General features: G+C 73.3%; 12 protein-coding genes. 10 read left to right on the forward strand and 2 right to left on the reverse strand.

All coding sequences use genetic code 11. The features are described from left to right. Positions 1-7: 7 nt before the first annotated feature. Complete coding sequence (locus tag IEY78_RS20520; RefSeq protein WP_373294198.1) at positions 8-3,388, forward strand: lipopolysaccharide biosynthesis protein; 3,381 nt, start codon at positions 8-10, stop codon at positions 3,386-3,388. A gap of 71 nt (positions 3,389-3,459) precedes the next feature. Here IEY78_RS20520 and IEY78_RS20525 read toward each other — a convergent pair whose 3' ends face one another. After that, a complete protein-coding gene (locus IEY78_RS20525) occupies positions 3,460-4,806 on the reverse strand; it encodes a glycoside hydrolase family protein (RefSeq protein ID WP_189100358.1) in 1,347 nt (448 codons plus the stop codon). 127 nt (positions 4,807-4,933) lie between these two features. Here IEY78_RS20525 and IEY78_RS20530 point away from each other — a divergent pair, with 127 nt between their 5' ends. Both IEY78_RS20530 and IEY78_RS20535 read left to right on the forward strand, forming a co-directional pair. Next, positions 4,934-6,049, forward strand: coding sequence for a DUF5925 domain-containing protein (locus tag IEY78_RS20530; RefSeq protein WP_189100359.1), 1,116 nt, complete (start codon positions 4,934-4,936; stop codon positions 6,047-6,049). Between the two features lie 93 nt (positions 6,050-6,142). Continuing rightward, positions 6,143-7,162, forward strand: coding sequence for a DUF5954 family protein (locus IEY78_RS20535; RefSeq protein WP_189100360.1), 1,020 nt, complete (start codon positions 6,143-6,145; stop codon positions 7,160-7,162). 39 nt (positions 7,163-7,201) lie between these two features. Here IEY78_RS20535 and mgtA read toward each other — a convergent pair whose 3' ends face one another. Continuing rightward, positions 7,202-9,922 carry a magnesium-translocating P-type ATPase gene (mgtA, locus tag IEY78_RS20540; RefSeq protein ID WP_189100362.1) on the reverse strand — a complete coding sequence of 907 codons (2,721 nt, stop codon included), beginning with the start codon at positions 9,920-9,922 and terminating at the stop codon, positions 7,202-7,204. A gap of 533 nt (positions 9,923-10,455) precedes the next feature. On the opposite strand from mgtA, the gene IEY78_RS20545 reads away from it, so the two are divergent. The 7 genes from IEY78_RS20545 (at position 10,456) to IEY78_RS20575 (ending at position 18,025) form a co-directional block, all read left to right on the forward strand. Then, positions 10,456-11,133, forward strand: coding sequence for a response regulator transcription factor (locus tag IEY78_RS20545; protein ID WP_189100364.1), 678 nt, complete (start codon positions 10,456-10,458; stop codon positions 11,131-11,133). Then, positions 11,123-12,514, forward strand: coding sequence for an ATP-binding protein (locus IEY78_RS20550; protein ID WP_189100366.1), 1,392 nt, complete (start codon positions 11,123-11,125; stop codon positions 12,512-12,514). Before IEY78_RS20545 ends, IEY78_RS20550 begins: the two co-directional genes overlap by 11 nt. A gap of 149 nt (positions 12,515-12,663) precedes the next feature. Then, positions 12,664-13,929: an LCP family protein gene (locus IEY78_RS20555; RefSeq protein WP_189100368.1), complete on the forward strand. Its 1,266-nt coding sequence runs from the start codon at positions 12,664-12,666 to the stop codon at positions 13,927-13,929. Further along, on the forward strand, positions 13,917-15,389 hold the full coding sequence (locus IEY78_RS20560; RefSeq protein ID WP_373294199.1) for an FtsW/RodA/SpoVE family cell cycle protein: 1,473 nt from the start codon (positions 13,917-13,919) through the stop codon (positions 15,387-15,389). Before IEY78_RS20555 ends, IEY78_RS20560 begins: the two co-directional genes overlap by 13 nt. Positions 15,390-15,502: 113 nt before the next feature. Continuing rightward, positions 15,503-16,483, forward strand: coding sequence for a hypothetical protein (locus IEY78_RS20565; protein ID WP_308290174.1), 981 nt, complete (start codon positions 15,503-15,505; stop codon positions 16,481-16,483). Between the two features lie 20 nt (positions 16,484-16,503). Further along, entirely contained in the window at positions 16,504-17,169 is a 666-nt protein-coding gene (locus IEY78_RS20570; protein WP_229700078.1) for a hypothetical protein, read from the forward strand. Beyond that, positions 17,153-18,025: an inositol monophosphatase family protein gene (locus tag IEY78_RS20575; RefSeq protein ID WP_189100374.1), complete on the forward strand. Its 873-nt coding sequence runs from the start codon at positions 17,153-17,155 to the stop codon at positions 18,023-18,025. Before IEY78_RS20570 ends, IEY78_RS20575 begins: the two co-directional genes overlap by 17 nt. The last annotated feature ends 9 nt before the right edge of the window (positions 18,026-18,034 follow it).

Here is an 18,034-nt window from a genome sequence, read left to right on the forward strand (position 1 = left end):
GAAGCCGGTGTCTGACACGACCGTCCAGACCGAGGAGCGCACGGAACCGGAGCCGGAGCCGCGGCCGGAGGGCGGCCGCGGGACGCGCCGCGGGTGGCGCGGCGGCGGCAGTCCGCTGTTCCGCAACGCCTATGCGCTGATGCTCAACACCGGCGTCTCCGGGCTGCTCGGTCTGGGGTTCTGGCTGGTCGCGGCCCGCTGCTACACGGAGTCCGCGGTCGGCCAGGGCTCGGCGGCGATCGCCGCGATGAAGCTGCTGGCGGGGCTGACGGCGCTGACCCTGACCGGGGCGCTGGCCCGCTTCATCCCGGTCGCCGGGCGGGGCACCGCACGGCTGGTGCGGCGGGCCTACGCGGGCAGTTCGGTGGTGGTGGCCGTGGCCGCGGCCGTCTTCCTGCTGACCCTCGACACCTGGGGCTCCTCGTACGGCTTTCTGCACGGCCCGCTGCCGGGGCTGGGCTTCGCCCTGGCCGTGGTCGCCTGGTCGCTGCTCACGCTTCAGGACGGTGTGCTGACCGGACTGCGCAGCGCCCTGTGGGTGCCGGCCGGCAATCTCGCCTTCTCCACGGTGAAGCTGGGGCTGCTGGTGGCGGTCGCCGCGCTCCTGCCCATGGCCGGGGTGTTCGTCTCCTGGGCCGCGGCGATCGCGGTGTCGGTGCTTCCGCTGGGCTGGCTGGTGTTCCGGCGGCTGGTGCCCCGGCACATGGCGGCCACCCACCGCACCGCCCGGCCGCCGTCGCTCGGGGAGATGGGCCGGTTCCTGGCCGGCGACTCCACCGGGTCGCTGTTCTCGCTGGCCGTGGTCTATCTGGTGCCGGTGCTGGTGGCCGCGCAGGTGGACCCGGCGGACAACGCCTACTTCTACATCACCACCACCATCGGCGGCACGGTCAATCTGCTCGCCCTCAACATGGGCGCCTCGCTGACCGTCGAGGGGGCGCACGACCCGGCGCAGCTGGCCCGGCACACCCGGGCCGCGCTGGGGCGGATGGCCCGCATCATGCTGCCGGTCTGCCTCACCCTGTTCCTCCTCGCGCCCCGCCTCCTGGGGATCTTCGGCCCCGGGTACGCGCAGGCGGCCACGCCGCTGCTGCGCTGGTTCGCGGTGGGGGCCGCGCTGCGGGTGGTGATGGAGGTGTACTTCGCGGTACTGCGCGCCCGGAGCCGCACCACCGAACTCGCCGTGCTCCAGGGCATGTTGTGCGTGCTGGTGCTCGGCCTGACGCTGGTCCTGCTGCCGCGGACGGGGCTGACCGGGGCCGGGGTCGCGGAGATCTCCAGCCTGGCGGTGATCGTGGCGGTCGCGGGCGTCCGGCTGCGGCGGGTGCTGCGCGGGGAGCTGCCCGCGGCCCGCCCGGCCGGCCAGCGTGCGCCCGTGGGCCGTCCGCCGCTCTCGGTGCGGCTGCGGAGCCGTCCCGACCTCGCCGTGTGGGCGCTGGGCGCCGCCGCGCTCGCCCTGTTCTGGCTGCCGCTGCGCGGGATGGGCGATGCCTCGCTGGACCGGATGAGCGGGCTGGGGCTGATCTCGGTGCTGCCGGCGCTCACGCTGGCCGGGCTGGTGCTGCTGGTGGTGGCGTACGGCGCGGCGCTGTGGCTCGCCCGGCCGCGCCCGGTGCTGCTCACCGCCGTCCTGCTGGCCACGGTGGTGACGCTGCACGCGCTGCCGGCCGTATTGGAGAGCGAGCCGCGCTTCCCGACGGCCTGGCAGCATCTGGGCTTCCTGGACCACCTGGCCCGGACCGGTACCGCCGTACCGGATCTGGACGCCCGCTGGAGCTGGCCCGGCTTCTTCGCCGGGGCGCAGTTCCTCGCCGGGGCCTGCGGCGTCACCGACTTCACCGAGGTGCTGCGCTGGTGGCCCACCGTCCTCCAACTGCTGTATCTGGCGCCACTGTTCCTCCTGCTGCGGGCGATCCGGGCGAGCTGGCGCGCGACCTGGTGCGCGGCGTGGCTGTTCGCGCTGTGCGGCTGGGTCGGCCAGGACTACTTCTCCCCGCAGGGGTTCACCTATCTGCTCTATCTCGCGTTCGTGGCGATCCTGCTGGTGTGGTTCCGGGCGCCGCGCCCGCTGGGCGGCCGGCTGCTGCCGGGCGAGCGGGAGGTGCGGGCGGCCGGCCCCGGCCGGCTGGTGGTGCTGCTCGGGGTGCTGATCGCGCTGTTCGCGGCGTCGGTGGCGGGCCATCAGCTCACCCCGTTCGTGATGCTCGGGGTGCTGACCGCCCTCGTGCTGGTCCACCGCTCCAGCCTCCCGGGCCTTCCGCTGCTGCTCGGCGTGCTGGTCGTGGCCTGGGTGGGATTCCTGGCGGAGCCGTACTGGTCGGGTCATCTGGGCGAGTTGTTCGGCGGGCTCGGCGGGGTCGGCGGCAATCTCTCCTCCTCCGTCACGGACCGGATCGCCGGCGATCCCACGCACAAGCTGGTGCTCTACACCCGGGTCGCGCTGGCCGGCGGGGTGCTGGCGCTGGCCTGCTGGGGGGTGCTGCGGCGGCGGGCGGCGGGCTTCACGGAGCGGGCGCTGCTGGTGCTGACATTCGTGCCGTTCCTCGCCTTCGGGATGCAGTCCTACGGCGGCGAGATGGCGCTGCGGGTCTTCCTGTTCGCGCTGCCGGGCGCGTGTGTGCTGGCGGGGCTATCAATCTTCCCGCGCGGCGCGGACCGGCGCGGGCTGGGGCCGCTCGCCGCGCTGCTGACGGGCCTGGTGCTGGCCGTCGGCTTCCTCGTCGCCCGCTGGGGCAACGAGCCGTTCGAACGGATCCGGCCGGGCGAGGTCGCGGCGATGGACTACGTCTACGCCCATGACCGGCCGACGGCGCGGCTGCTGTGGCTGAGCAGCGACCCGGTCAACAGCGTCACCCCGGAGATGCCGTGGGGCGCCAAGGACATGGAGCGGGTGCAGTACGAACCGGTGCTGGCGCCGCGCGCCCCGGACCGCGTCGTCCCGCTGCTCGCCGCGCTGCGGAAGGCGGGGCCGCGGTCGTACCTCCTCGTCAACCACGGGCAGGCGGAGTCGCTGCGGCTGGATTCCGGCTACCGCCCGGACTGGGAGGGGAAGGTGCGCGGCGCGCTGGACGGGCGTCCCGAGCTGCGGCGGGTGCTGTCCAACCGGCATGCGGCGGTGTACGAACTTGCCCGGCAGCCGGCGGGCGCGGCGCCTGCGCCGCACCCCGGCCGGCCCGGCCCGCAGGTGACCTGGACGCCGTGGTCGGTGCTCGGGGCGCTGGCGGGGCTCGTGCTGGTCCTGGTGCTGACGGCCCGCGAGGTGCTGCGGGTCGCGGTCCTGCCCGGTCGGCGGCAACTGCACTGGATGCAGGGGATGTTCTGGTTCTCGTTGCCACTGCTGGCGGTGTTCCTGGCGTCGCTGGTGCAGCGGTTCCTGACGATGTCATGAGGCCGGGAGGGGCCGGGGGCGAGCGCCTCCCGACCCGAGCCCCTCCCGACCCGAGCCCCTCCCGGCCGGGGTCACGAGCGGTCGAGCCACCGCACGTCATACCCCGCCAGGGTGACGCTCCTGCCGTCCACGGTCACCGTGACAGACCGCTTGCCGGTGTTGACCAGCAGCGCGGTGCGGTCGTCGGCGAGCCCCCGGACCTCCGGGCGGCCGGTGTCGAGGTCGTGCGGGCCGCTGCCCGGCGGGAAGGCGCGCGCGAAGCGGGACAGCAGCGTCATCATCGGCAGCTCCCTGCCGCCGTCGTCGAGCCGGGTGCTGGTCCACAGGCATCCGGGGCAGTCGGCGCCCTCGGTCTCCGGGTTCCAGTAGAAGCCGCCGGCGGCGCCGCCGGCCGTCATCTCGATCAGTGCGGTGGCCTGCGCGGCGGTCCGGGTGCGCTCGCTCCACCGGGCCCGGTTGTCGTTCTCGTCGGCGACCTCCACGTACCACTCCGCCCACCACAGCGGCAGCCCGCTCTGCTTGCGCAGCCATCGCCCCACATCGGCGAACTTCCGGGCGGCGGCGAACGGGTCGGGGGCGTAGCGGTCGTCCTTGCTGTAACTGGAGCCGTCGACGACCACGAAGTCCGCGCCGGCCTTGTGGCGGTTCCAGTAGGTGAAGGCGTCGAGGGTGCGCCGGTCGATGCTTCCCCAGGGGCCCTTGAGGTCGGAGGCGTAGGTGTCGTCGCCCGGTACATGGCTGTCCATCACCAGATAGGGGCCGCCGACCTGATTGGCGCCGTTCACCTTCTTCAGCGCGCGGTAGACGAGGTTGTAGAGGCGGGTGTAACCCTCGTAATTCCAGCGGCCCTTGGCGTCGTCGAAGAATCCCTTGAATTCATTCCAGACGACATAGTGGCGGACGTCCGGAAAGCGCTGGGCGATCTTTCCGGCGAGGGCGGCGAAGTCCCCGTAATGCTGTGGGTCGGGGGCTTTTTCCAGGGCGTTCCAGTCGGTGTGGCCGGCCGTGCCGCCCTTCATCCAGTCGGGCGCGCAGCACAGGGTCACCACGGGCGTGCCGCCGGTGCGCCGGATCAGCGCGAGGCGGCGGTCCAGGTCGGCGAAGTCGTACTGCCCCGGGCGGGGTTCGGGGTTGTCCGCGCCCCAGCCCATGATGTGCTGGTTCTGCGGCATCGGACGGTCGTGCAGCAGCTGGGCGGCCCGGGCCGTGGACGCGTCGGTTCCGGTGTCCGCGCTGAATTGCGTGTGGGTGAATCCCCAGCCGATGGCGGGGCCGGTGACGCCCGGCCGGACGGGCCGTTTCCCGTCCTGTTCGCGGTCCCCCGGAAGGGAACAGATGACCACCAGTATCGCCAGCGCCGCCAGCCCGGCAGCGATGGCGATGAACCTGCTCTGACGTTCCCCGGCACGACGGCGCACATTGAGCAGATTAGCCAGTGAACGAGCGGGTGCACCGGGCTTTCTGAGTAACAGTTCTGTTCTGGTACCGGGAAAACGCCGGGATAATCCGTGTACGCGCGGGGGCGCCGTGACCGATCATGGCGGTATGTGTGCCGATCATGTCCAGCCGTCCGCCACCGAGGAGTCCCTTCCGCTCCGGCTGACCATGGACGACAGCGACTCGCCGTCCGATGTCGTCGATGCGCTCTTCCTGGGCCGGTTCGCCAAGGGGGAGCAGCCCTTCGCCCGGAGCCGGTCCGTGGACCGGGTGCGGTCCGGGCTGACGCTGCTGCCACCGGGCGCCCGGATCCTGCGCGCGGCGAGCGACGAGGACCGCAGCGCCACGCTCGCCGAGGGGGACGGCTACACGCTGCTGGTCTCCCGCTGGAACCGCGGCGCCGATGTGACGGTCACCGCCGTCACCGACGAGCGCGCCGAGGCGGTGCTGGGGCAGGCCACCGACGGCGCCGAGGACGAGCCGGCCCCGCAGCCGGCGAACGTCCCGATGGGCTTTTGGTACTTCTCCCCGCGCCGCGGGGAGAAGTACCGCACCTCCCGGCAGATCTCGGCCGGGACCTGGGAGGAGATCCGCCCCAACTACACCGCGCCGGTGGCCGAGGCGATGGACCGGCTGATGAAGGTGTCGCCCGACGAGATCGCCGGCCGGCTGCTGCTGCTGCACGGCCCGCCCGGCACGGGCAAGACCTCCGCGCTGCGCACCCTGGCCCGCTCCTGGCGGGACTGGTGCCAGGTGGACTGCGTGCTGGACCCGGAGCGGCTGTTCAACGACGTCGGCTATCTGATGGACATCGCGATCGGCGAGGACGACAGCACCGGCAAGGGCCGCTGGCGGCTGCTGCTCCTGGAGGACTGCGACGAGCTGATCCGCGGCGAGGCCAAGCACGCCGCCGGGCAGGCGCTGTCGCGGCTGCTCAACCTGACGGACGGTCTGCTGGGCCAGGGCCGGAACGTCCTGGTCGGGGTGACCACCAACGAGGATCTGGAGCGGATGCATCCGGCGGTGATCCGCCCCGGCCGCTGCCTGGCCCGGGTCGAGGTCGGCCCGCTGAGCCGCGCCGAGGCGGTGCGCTGGCTCGGCACGGAGGAGGGCATCGGACGCGAGGGCGCCTCGCTGGCCGAGCTGTACGCGCTGCGCCGCGGCACCCGTCCGGCGTCGGTCCCGGCCCAGGACGCGGGGGCCGACGCGGGCCTGTATCTCTGACCTCCGGCCCCGGTCCGCCCGGCGCACGGCGGAAAGGCTGATCATTTGCGGCGTTCCGGCCCGCCTCCCGCCGCCCGCCACAACAATGAGTGCATGGACGACGACTGGAAGCGACAGCTCGATCGGCTGCACGAGGGCCTGGTCCGGCGGGACGACCCGGCCGAGTGGGTGACCGAGGCCGATGCCGTGCGGGCCTCCCGCCGCTATCCGTATCTCATGCTCCGCGGCCCGGTCTTCGGCCTCGCCGCACAGGACCCCGGCGGCTCGGCGCCGTGGCGCCTGGTGCGGTCCGTGACCAGCGGCGCGCCCCAGGACGTGCGGGACGGCCTGAACTCCCTGCTGTGGTTCCGGGCCCGGGACGACACCGACGACCCCGCGGAGCGGCGGGAGTTGCTGGCCGCGGTGGCGGTGCTGGAACGTGAACCGGTCGACGAGCTGACGGTCCTCGGGGTGCGCTACCGCGTGGTGCGCGGGGAGGAGTTCGCCCGCGTCGGCGAGAGCGGCCCGGAGCCGCCGCGCCCCACGGACCCGGAACCCGCCGACCCGTCGTGGGAGGAGCACCGCCGCGACGCCCCGGTACCCGACCCCGGCTTCGCCCTCACCCCCGGCCGGGAGGACGGCCTGATGGCCGGCGCCATGAAGCTGGCGCTGCGGGACCTGGTCTACACCGGGGCGCACTTCCCCAAGGAGATGCGCGCGGATTCCACGCGGGCGCTCACCTCCCATCCGGAGGTCGTGCTGCTGCCCGTCGGCTTCGGTGTGGTGGAGCACGACGGACGGGGCTGGCGGCCGAGGGGGGCGCTGCGGGCGAGCCCGCACGACGCTCGGCAGCAGCTCTTCGGCGGGCTGACCGAATCCTGGCCGCTGCTCTACGGGTTCGACGACCGGGAGCGGGCCCGTTACGCGCGGGCCGCCGCGGAGTTCCGGGCCGCGGGCCGCGCCGACGAGTTGCGGGTGGACGACGAGCTGTTCCGGATCTGCCGGGTCGAGCGGATGGTCCGCTGCGGCCCCGACGGCCCGGAGCCGCCCCGCCCCTCGGACGCGGACCACTACGGGCCGACGAAGATGCATCCGAGGATGGACGAGGACGGCACCGTGCACCACGGCGAGTGAGCCGGCGCGGACCGGCCCGCCCACCGTTGCCCTCCCCCTCTACAGCCAGCTGTGGAACCTGCGGATGTACCAGGTCTTCACCCACTGGGTGAGGGCGCAGTAGGAGAGCAGGACCGCGATCAGCCAGGGGAAGTAGCTCATCGGCAGTGCCACCATGCCGAGCCCGGCGGCCAGCGGCGAGAAGGGCAGGAACAGCCCGGTGGCCATCGCCAGGGCCGTCATCACCATGACCGGCCAGGACGCGCGGGACTGCAGGAAGGGGATCCTGCGGGTGCGGATCATGTGGACGATCAGGGTCTGCGACAGCAGTCCCTCGATGAACCAGCCGGACTGGAAGAGCGCCTGATGGGCCTCGTTGTCGGCGCCGAAGACGTGCCACATGATCAGGAACATCGCGATGTCGAAGACGGAGCTGATCGGTCCGATGGCGACCATGAACCGGCCGATGCCCCGCGCGTCCCAGTTCCGCGGCCTGCGCAGGTATTCGGGGTCCATCCGGTCCCACGGGGTGGCCAGCTGGGAGACGTCGTAGACCAGGTTCTGGATGAGCAGATGGATCGCCAGCATCGGCTGGAAGGGGAGGAACGCGGAGGCGACGAGGACGGAGAAGACGTTCCCGAAGTTCGAACTGGCCGTCATCTTCAGGTACTTGATGGTGTTGCCGAAGGTGGTCCGCCCCTGGGAGACGCCGTCGCCGAGGACGCCGAGGCTCTTCTCCAGCAGGATGAGGTCCGCGGACTCCCTGGCGATGTCCACGGCGGTGTCCACGGAGATGCCGACATCGGCGTCGCGCAGCGCGGCCGCGTCGTTGACGCCGTCGCCGAGGAAGCCGACCGTGTGCCCGCGGGCCTGCAGCGCCCGCACGAGGCGGGCCTTCTGCACCGGGGTGACCTTGGCGAACACCGTGGTGCGGGCGGCCAGTTCGCTCAGTTCGGCGTCGGACAGGGCGTCGAGCGCGGCCCCGGGGACCACCTCGCCCACGGTGAGGCCGACCTCCGCGCAGACCCGGGCGGCGACCAGTTCGTTGTCGCCGGTGATCACCTTGACGGTGATGCCCTGGTCCGCGAGGCCCTCCAGGGCGGCCGCGGCGTCCGCCTTGGGCGGGTCGAGGAAGGCCAGGAAGCCGAGCAGGGTCAGCCCGGACTCGTCCGCGACGCCGTAGGTGTCCCGGGGCTCGTCGACGGTCCGGGTGGCGACGGCCAGCACCCGCAGGCCCTGCCGGTTGTGCTCCTCGGCGATCCGGCCGGCGTGCCACCGCAGCTGCTCGGTGAGGGCGACCGTCTCGCCGCGGTCCCTCATATGGGTGCACAGGCCCAGGACTTCCTCGACCGCGCCCTTGGTGATCAGGACGTGCCCGTGGTCGCTCTCCCCGCCGGCCAGGGCGTTGCGGCGCAGGACGACCGACATCCGCCGGCGGGCGAAGTCGAAGGGGATCTCGTCGACCGCCGTGAAACGCGCGTCGACGACAACCTCCTCGGCCTCGTGCATCCGGTCGATGACGGCCTGGTCCAGCAGGTTCTTCAGCCCGGTCTGGAAGTGGCTGTTGAGGTAGGCGTACTCCAGGACCTCGGGGTCCTGCCTGCCGTGCACATCGAGGTGGCGGTCCAGGACGACGCGGTCCTCGGTGAGGGTGCCGGTCTTGTCCGTGCACAGCACGTCCATCGCGCCCAGGTTCTGGATCGCGTTGAGCCGCTTGACGACGACCTTGCGGCGGGACAGCGCGACCGCGCCGCGCGCCAGGTTGGTGGTGACGACCATCGGCAGCATCTCGGGGGTCAGCCCGACCGCGACCGCGACGCCGAACTCGAAGGCGCCCTTCCAGTCGCCCTTGGTCAGCCCGTTGACGGCGAACACGGCGGGGACCATCACCAGCATGAAGCGGATCAGCAGCAGGCTGACCTTGCGGACGCCGTGGTCGAAGTTGGTCTGCGGGCGTTCGCCGGCCAGCGAGCCGGCCATCGAGCCGAAGTAGGTGTCCGCGCCGGTCGCCACGACCACCCCGGTCGCGGTGCCCGAGGTCACCGACGTGCCCATCAGGCAGAGGTTGCCGGCGTCCACCGGGTCGGCCGTGGGGTGCTGCCCCCGGTCGTCGCCGCGGAGGTCGTCCTTGGCGACCGGCAGCGACTCCCCCGACAGCGCGGCCTGCCCGACCATCAGGTCCTTGGCCGCGATCAGCCGCAGATCGGCGGGGACGAGGTCGCCCGCGGCGAGCTTGACGAGGTCACCGGGGACCACTTGGTCCATCGGCACCTCCAGGGTGGCGGGCTGCGACGAACGGCCGGCCCGGCGGCGGACCGCGCAGGTGGTGGTGACCAGCCGGCTGAGGGCGTCGGCGGCCCGGCCGGAGCGGAACTCCTGCCAGAAGCGCAGCAGTCCGCTGATCCCCACCATGACGGAGAGGATGACCACGCCCGGGTCCTCGGGGTCCTGGACGTACATGACGGCGGCGAGCAGCACCAGGACGGCGATGAACGGGTTCGCGAAGGCCCTGGCCAGCTGGACGCCCCAGTGCGGCGCCTTCTCGTGGGCGACGGTATTGGGCCCGAAACGCTCCTGGCGCTCGGTGACATCGGAATACTTCAGGCCGTCGCGCCTGGCCTGCACGTCCTGGAGGACCTGTGCGGCGGGGCGCGCGCTGATGCGGGCGAGCTTTTCGCCGGCGATTCGGGTACGGGCCTCGAATTCTGCGGCTTTTCGGGCTCGGCGGCCGCGGGGTCCGCGGCCCGGCGGAGCGAGCTTCTCCGGGGCGAGCATGGTCATGGTGAATTCCCTTTCCGCGCAGGACGGCACGGCAAAGCCGCGCCGGCGTACGGAGTGGTGGAGTGTGGAGTGAGGAAGCGGGCGGGCGGCAAGGGCCTTTCCCGCGGTGCAGAAGAGGGTGAGGGTACGGGCGCGCGGCGCACCGGCGTCAGGGCGCGGCGGCGTGCCGCGCGACGGCGCTCGGGGAGCGGTCAGCCGGCCGGCAGGGCGCGGTGAGGACTTCGACCGGGGGGCATTCCCGATCACCTCCTCCACTCGCGGGGCAACGGCCCGGATTCCTGTGCCGCCGGACAACACCGCCGGCGGCACCCGAAGGAAAGTAACACGCCCTTCCGGCGCAGGAGAAACCTGAATCCGTCTTCAGGAATTTCAGTTTCCGTTCAGTCGGTATCGGCTCGGGAATGATTCCCGGGGAGCGTTGTCGCAGATCCCACCGAGGCGGTTTCGCGGAAGGGCGGCGCCCTTGCGGAAATCGCCTCCCGCCGGGCGGACGGAAAGGCAATTCCCTTGCGGGATATGCCATCCTTGCCGGTATGCGCATTCTGGTGGTCGAGGACGAGGAGGGGCTGGCCGACAGCCTGCGGCGGGGGCTGGCCCTGGAGGGCCACTGGGTCGATGTCACCCACGACGGTCACCGCGGCCTCGAACGCGCCCGGGTCCGCGACTACGACGCCCTCGTCCTGGACGTGATGCTCCCCGGCCTGAACGGGTACGAGGTCTGCCGCCGGCTGCGGCACGCGGGGGACACCACCCCCATCCTGATGCTGACCGCCAAGGACGGCGAGCACGACGAGGCCGAGGGGCTCGACTCGGGCGCCGACGACTACCTCGCCAAGCCCTTCTCGTTCGTCGTGCTGCTGGCGCGGCTGCGGGCGCTGGGCCGTCGTGCGCAGCAGGTGCACTCCCCCACGCTCCAGGCGGGGGACCTCGTCGTCGACACCGTCGCTCGCCGCTGCCGCCGGGGGGACACCGAGATCGAACTCACCGCCCGTGAACTCGCCGTCCTGGCCTGTGTGATGGCGGGGGACGGCGGCACGGTCGCCAAGCTGCACATCCTGCACGAGGTCTGGGACTCGCCGCTGGACATGGACCCCAACATCGTCGAGGTCTACATCAGCTCGCTGCGCAAGAAGGTCGACGTCCCCTTCGGGCGGCGCGCCATCCGCACGGTGCGCGGGCTCGGCTACCGGATCTCTCCCGATGGCGGCTGACCGGCTGCGCGCCCTGGTGCGCGCGCTGCCGCTGCCGCGCAGCGTCCGGGCGCGGGCGGCCACGGCGGCCGCGCTGGTCATGGCCATGGTCCTGGCCGTGGGCGGCGCCTGGCTGTACATGACGCTGACCGACAACCTCCTGGACAACACCCAGGACCGCACCGAACTCGCCGCCCGCAAGGTGGCCGCCCGTACCGGCCCGCTGCCCCACCATCTGCCGCAGCCGGCCGGCGGCGTCGATGCCGTCGTCGTCCTGGACGCGCGGGGCAGGGCGCTCGCCGGCACCGGCCCGGACCCGACGGCCGGCGCCGCCGACCTCGCCGGCTTCCGGCCGGGCCCGGGCAGGGAGGCGAGCAGCAAGGTCCTGCCCAGGACGGCGGCCTTCGGCCAGCGCAGCCTGGCGGTCGTCGTGCGGGCGGACTCGGCGCAGGGCACCCGGTACGTCTACGCGCTGACCACGCTGGCCGACCTCAACGACGCCACCCGCGCGCTGGGTGTGACGCTGCTGGCGGGCGGTCCGCTGCTGATGGCGCTGGCCGCCCTCATCGCCTGGGCGGTGACCGGGCTCGCGCTGCGCCCCGTGGAGGCCATCCGCGCCGAGCTGGCGTCCGTGACGGCGAGCGAACTGGGCCGGCGGGTGCCCGATCCCAAGGGCAAGGACGAGATCACGCAGCTGGCCCGTACGGTCAACCTCACCCTCGACCGCCTGGAGCAAGCCGTCTCGCGGCAGCGGCAGTTCACCGCCGACGCCTCCCACGAGCTGCGCAATCCGATCGCCGCGCTGCGCACCGAACTGGAGGTGGCGCTGCGCACCGCGCGGGACCCGGACTCGGCCGCGTCCGTACGGCAGGCGCTGGACGCCGCGGTGCGCCTCCAGCGGATCGCCGACGATCTGCTGCTGCTCGCCCGGCTCGACACCCACCCGGTGCCGGCCGGGGAGCCGGCCGATCTGGCGCTGCTGTGCGCGGAGGAGGTCGCCCGGCGCCGCGACCCCCGGGTGCCGCTGGTGCTGGACGCGGCGGCTCCGGTGCCCGTACGCGGCGACGCCGTGCAGCTGGAGCGGCTGCTGGCCAACCTCGTGGACAACGCCCTGCGGCACGCCGCCCACGAGGTCCGCCTCGGCGCCGGCGTCGACCCGGCCACCGGGGAGGCGGTGCTGCGGGTCGCCGACGACGGGCCGGGCATCCCCCCGGAGGCCGCCGAGCGGGTCTTCGAGCGCTTCACCCGGCTGCACGCCGCCCGCCACCGCGGGGGCGGCGGCACCGGACTGGGCCTGGCCATCGCGCGGGACATCGCACGGGCCCACGGCGGCGGCCTGCGGGTGGAGCCCAGCGAGCGCGGCGCGCTCCTGGTGGCCCGCTTCCCCGCGCGCGGAGCCTGATGAGGACGCCGCCGGGCCCGGGAGCCTGAAGGCGCCGTCAGGAACCTCAGCTTTCCTTCAGCCGGCCCTGCCCACACTCGGGACTCGCCCCCAGCGCCCGTGGCCTCGTCCGCCGAGAGCCGCCGGGACGAGACCGACAGGACGCCCGTATGCACCACCGCCGTCACGCCTCCCCCGGGCCGGCCGGGGCCGACGCCCCGCGCACCCGCCGCCACCGGCGCGGACGTTCCCGGGCCGCCCGTTTCGTGCTCGTGTTCCTGGCCCTGCTGCTGGTGGTGGCCGGGTTCGGCGGCTGGTACGTCTACCACGACGTCTTCGGCAGCATGGGCAGCTCCCGGGCCCTGGACGGTGCGGAGCGGTCCACCGACGGAGCGACGAACATCCTGCTCATGGGGCTGGACAGCCGCAAGGACCAGAACGGCGAGGACCTGCCCCCGGCGGTGCTGGACAAGCTGCACGCCGGCAGCTCCGAGATCGGGGGCTACAACACCAACACCCTGATCCTGCTGCACGTGCCGGCCGGCGGCGGCCGGGCCACCGCCCTCTCGGTGCCGCGGGACGACCTCGTCGACATCCCCGGCTTCCCCCGGGACAAGATCAAAAAGGCGTACGGGCTGGCCAAGGCGCACCACGAGAACCTCCTCGCCGGGCAGGGCGGCGCGGACCACCGGGCCCTGGAGCAGGCCGGGCGCGAGGCGGGGCGGCGGGCGGCGATCACCACCGTCTCGCAGTTCCTGGGCGTGCCCGTCGACCACTTCGCCGAGGTCAACCTCGCCGGCTTCTACCACCTGGCCGACTCCCTGGGGGGCGTACCGGTCTGCCTCAAGCACCCGGTCAAGGACCGCTATTCCGGGGCCGACTTCCCCGCCGGCCGCCAGACGCTGGACGGCGCGCAGTCCCTCGCCTTCGTCCGGCAGCGCCACGGCCTGCCGCGCGGGGACCTGGACCGCACCCGCCGGCAGCAGGCGTTCCTCGCCTCGGCCCTGCACGAGCTCGACAGCGCCGAGACGTTCACGGACCCGGCCCGGCTGCTGCGCCTGCTCGATGCCGCCAAGCAGGACGTGGTCATCGACCAGGGCTGGGACCTGCCCGCCTTCCTCCGGCAGGCGAAGAACCTCTCCGGCGGCAACGTGGAGTTCTCGACGCTGCCGATCACCGGATTCGCCAAGCACCACGGCGAGGACGTGAACCTGGTCGACCCCGCGACGATCCGGCGGCTGGTGCGGGAGCGCATCGGCCCCGGAACCGACGGCAACGAAACGGACGGCAAGGGAGCGGACGGCAAGGCTCCGGACAAGGCAGCGGGCGGCAACTCCGGCCCGCCCGCGGCCGACCGCTCCGGCGCTCCCCCGTCGTCCGGTGGCGGGCCGCGGCGCGAGACGGTCGAGGGAGGCGGCGTCCCGTGCGTGGACTGACCCTCCCGGCCCGGCGGGCCACCGGGTCCGACGGCACCCCGGGGGCACCGGCCGCGCGCCGGACCGAGGCACTGCTGCTGGGACTCGTCGTGGTCGTCGTGCTCTTCGGCTACCTCGCGGTCGGCATGGCGACCGGGGGCGCGGTGCCGGACGGGACCGCGGGGTTCGCGCTCGCGATGTGCTGCCTCGCCGCCGCCCCGCATCTCGCGCTGCGCCGCTACGCCCCGGACGCGGACCCGCTGATCCTGCCGGTGGCCACCCTGCTCACCGGCCTGGGCCTGGTCCTCCTGCACCGCCTCGACCACGCCTACCGCACCCCGCCCGCCGCCGGGCAGCAACTCCTGTGGACCGTCATCGGGGTGGCCGCCTGCATCCTGACGGTGGCCCTGCTCAAGGACTACCGGCGGCTTCAGCGCTACCTCTACGTCACCATGGCCGCCGCGCTCGTGCTGCTGATCGCCCCGGCCCTCTACCCCGGGGACACCTACGGGGCCAAGCGCTGGGTGTATCTGGGGCCGGTGTCCTTCCAGCCGGGCGAGTTCGTGAAGGTCATGATCGCCGTGTTCTTCGCCGGGTACCTCGTGGTCCACCGCGACGCCCTGGCGCTGACCGGCCGGCGGACCCTGGGCGTGCGGCTGCCGCCCGGCCGGCAGCTCGGCCCGATCGTCGCCATCTGGATCGCGAGCCTGCTGGTCCTGGTCCTGGAGCGGGACCTGGGCACCTCGCTGATCTTCTTCGGCCTGTTCATCGTGATGCTGTACGTCGCGACCGGGCGCGGCAGTTGGGTGGTGTGCGGCGCGCTGATGGCCGTGGCCGGCGCGGCCGTCGTGGGCTCCACCGAACCCCATGTCAAGGGCCGGATCGAGGCCTGGCTGCACCCCTTCGCCATCTTCCTTCCCCCCGACCGGCGCCCGCCGGGCCTGATCTCCGACCAGGCCGCACAGGCGCTGTTCAGCTTCGGCACCGGCGGCATGACCGGCACCGGACTGGGCCAGGGGCACCCCGAACTGATCGGCTTCGCCGGCCGCTCGGACTTCATCCTCACCACCGTCGGTGAGGAACTCGGCCTCGCCGGGCTGATGGCGGTGCTGCTCCTCTACGTCCTGCTGGCCGAGCGGGGCCTGCGCGCGGCGCTGCTGTCCCGGGACCCGTTCGGCACCCTGCTCGCGCTCGGACTGGCCGTGGCGCTGTCCCTCCAGGTCTTCGTCGTCGCGGCCGGCGTCACCGGCCTCATGCCGCTGACCGGCAAGGCGCTGCCCTTCCTCGCCCAGGGCGGCTCGTCGATGGTCGCCAACTGGCTGCTGATCGCCCTGCTGCTGAAGGTCAGCGATCACGCACGACGCGGCGCCGGTACACCGCCCGACGAGGACGACGAGGACGACGACGGCGGCGAACCGGCGGCAGGGCCCGGTGGAACGGGCGCGCTGCTCCCGGCGCAACGGTGCCGTCCCCCGTCCTGACGGCGGGAGGGGCGTGCGGAGGTGGCGCAGAAGATATCGTCAACGGCCCTTTTCCTGGCCGCCGGGCTCGGCTCGCTCCTACGATGCCGGTACCCGGGGGAGAGGTTGTGGGCGTGGCACGCAGGACCGCAGAGGCAGGGCAGGCAGGGCGGACACGGCACAGCGTCGAGAATTCCGTCGCCTGGACCCTCCGCAATCTCGACAGCGTCGTCGCGCTCGGCGCCGCGCTGGTCATCGGGCTGCTCGACGTCTTCGGCGGGGCGATCCAGGACAACGTCGTCTCCGGCGCGACCCTGCTGGTGCTCGCCGCGCTGGTCTTCGGGACGCTGACCGAGCGCAGACGCCGGGTGGCCGACATCCAGGGCGCGATGTCGGCGACGCACCGGGCGCTGGAAGACCTCACCATGGTGCGGTCGTTGACCGGCGCCGAGCTGGAGCAGGCCCTGGACCGGGCCCGCCACCGCACCGACCGCTGGGTGTTCAAGGGCGGCACCGGAACGTACCTGCGTGCGGTGACCCTGCCGGTCTGCATCCGGGAGGCGCAGCTCCAGCGCCGCTCCCTGACCGTCAAGATCGACATCATCAACCCGGCGGACGAGCAGGCCTGCGCCGCCTACGCCCGCTTCCGGCAGACCTTCGCGCACCGGCTGGACGTCGTGCCGCCGGACAGCTGGAGCGCCGACCGCACCCGCAAGGAGTCGTTCGCCACGGTGCTCGCGGCCTGCTGGCACCGGCAGCGGCTCGACACGCTGGAGATCGATGTGCATCTGTCATCGGTCGTGCCCACTCTGCGCTTCGACCTCTCCGCCTCGTGCCTGATCATCACCCAGGACGACCCCCGGCGGGTCAACCTCCTCGTGGAGCGGGACCGTCCGCTCTACGACTACTACGTCACCGAACTCCACCAGAGCCGGGAGCAGGCCGTCGCGCTCGACCTGCGGCGCACCGTCCCGCTGAGCGAGGAGCCGACGGTCGACGAGACCCTGCGGCTCTTCGAGGGCCTCGGGCTGCCGCTCCCGACGTCCTTCACCGACGGGGACGTCAGCGAGGTCATCGAGAAGGCGCTGCGCGCGGAGAACCCGTACCGGAGGTGAGCTGCCGAGTGCACAGTCCCATGGATCACCGACGGCTCGCACGGGCCATGCACCGGCAGGGCGCCCCCGCGGAGGTCTTCGAGACGGCCGCCTCGGTCCTGGAGGAGATCGCCGCCGGCCGCCGCGGACTGCGCGCGGTGCGCCATCCGCTCGGCTTCGTCTGCTTCCCGGTGGAGCGCGTCGGCGACCACGGCGTCTGCGTGCACGCGTTCGGCGGCGAGGCGGCCGGGCAGGCGGCCCGGCCGACCACCTCGCCGGTGCACTCGCACAGCTGGGAGCTGACCAGTTGTGTGCTGTACGGGGCGGTGGGCAATCTGCGGGTGCGGGTCGTCGAGCGGCCGGCGGAGCCCACCCACCGGGTGTTCGAGGTCCTCAGCCGCCCCTCGGGCGTGGACGAGATTCAGCCGACTTCCCGGCTGGTGAGCTGCGAGCCGGGCCCTCAGCAGACCAGCCACCGCGGCACGGTGTACACCCTGCCGGCCGGAGAGTTCCACACCACGGTCGTCCCGGAGGACCGCCCCGCCGCCACGCTGGTGCTCGGCCGGACCCTGCCGGGGCGCTTCGACCTTTCCCTCGGACCGCTGCACGGCACCGGCCATCGAGTGGTACGACAGGCATGCGACGCCGAGCAGACCGCCCGGACCGCGCGGACCGTGCTCAGGAGGATCCATGACCCCTGCCCCTGACAGCCCCTCGGCGCGGTTCGCGGCCGAGCGGGAGCTGGCCGTCGCCGCCGCGCGGGAGGCCGGCGCCCTGCTGCGCTCCCGCTTCCGGGACGACTCCGACGACTACGGCGTGCGGGCCAAGGGCGACGACGGCGACGTGGTCACCGAACTCGACACGATGGCCGAGGACTTGATCGTCCGCCGGATCCGGGAGCGCTATCCGCACGACCGGATCCTCGCCGAGGAGGCCGGGGCGCTGGACGGCGACGACGGCGGCCGGGGCACCCCGCGCACCTGGCTGGTCGACCCGCTCGACGGCAGCAACAACGTCGTCATCGGCCTGCCCGCGTATGTCGTCGGCATCGCCCTGTGCGTGGGCGACGAGGCCGCCGTCGGCGTCGTGCACGACCCGGTCACCGACCGGACCTGGACCGCGCTCGCCGGCTGCGGCGCGTACGGGCCGCGGGGCCGGATGACCGGACCCGGGCGCGCGCTGCCGCCCGCCGGGCCGCTGCTCGCCTGGACCCAGGGGCACGGGGTGGCCCGCGACGATCCGGCGGCACGGGCCCTGAAGGAGGTGCTGGAGGTCCGCTCCCGGCGGCTGCTCCAGCTGTGGGCGCCGCTGCTGACCTGGGCGATGCTGGCCCGCGGTGCGATCGACGGCTTCGTCGGCTACCGCGCGGAGGCCGTCGACCTGCCCGCCGGCGCGCTGCTCGCCACGGAGGCGGGGGTGGAGATCCGGGCCCTCGACGGCGGCCCGTTCCGCGGTACCGCCACCGGCCCGGACACCGACCGCAGCTTCGTCGCCGGACGGCCGGACGCCCTGCCGTATCTGCTGGAGCTGGCCGCGCGCGGAGCGGCGGCCGGCATCCGCTGAGCCCTCCGG

This window comes from Streptomyces kronopolitis (genome assembly GCF_014646275.1).
GTDB lineage: Bacteria > Actinomycetota > Actinomycetes > Streptomycetales > Streptomycetaceae > Streptomyces > Streptomyces kronopolitis.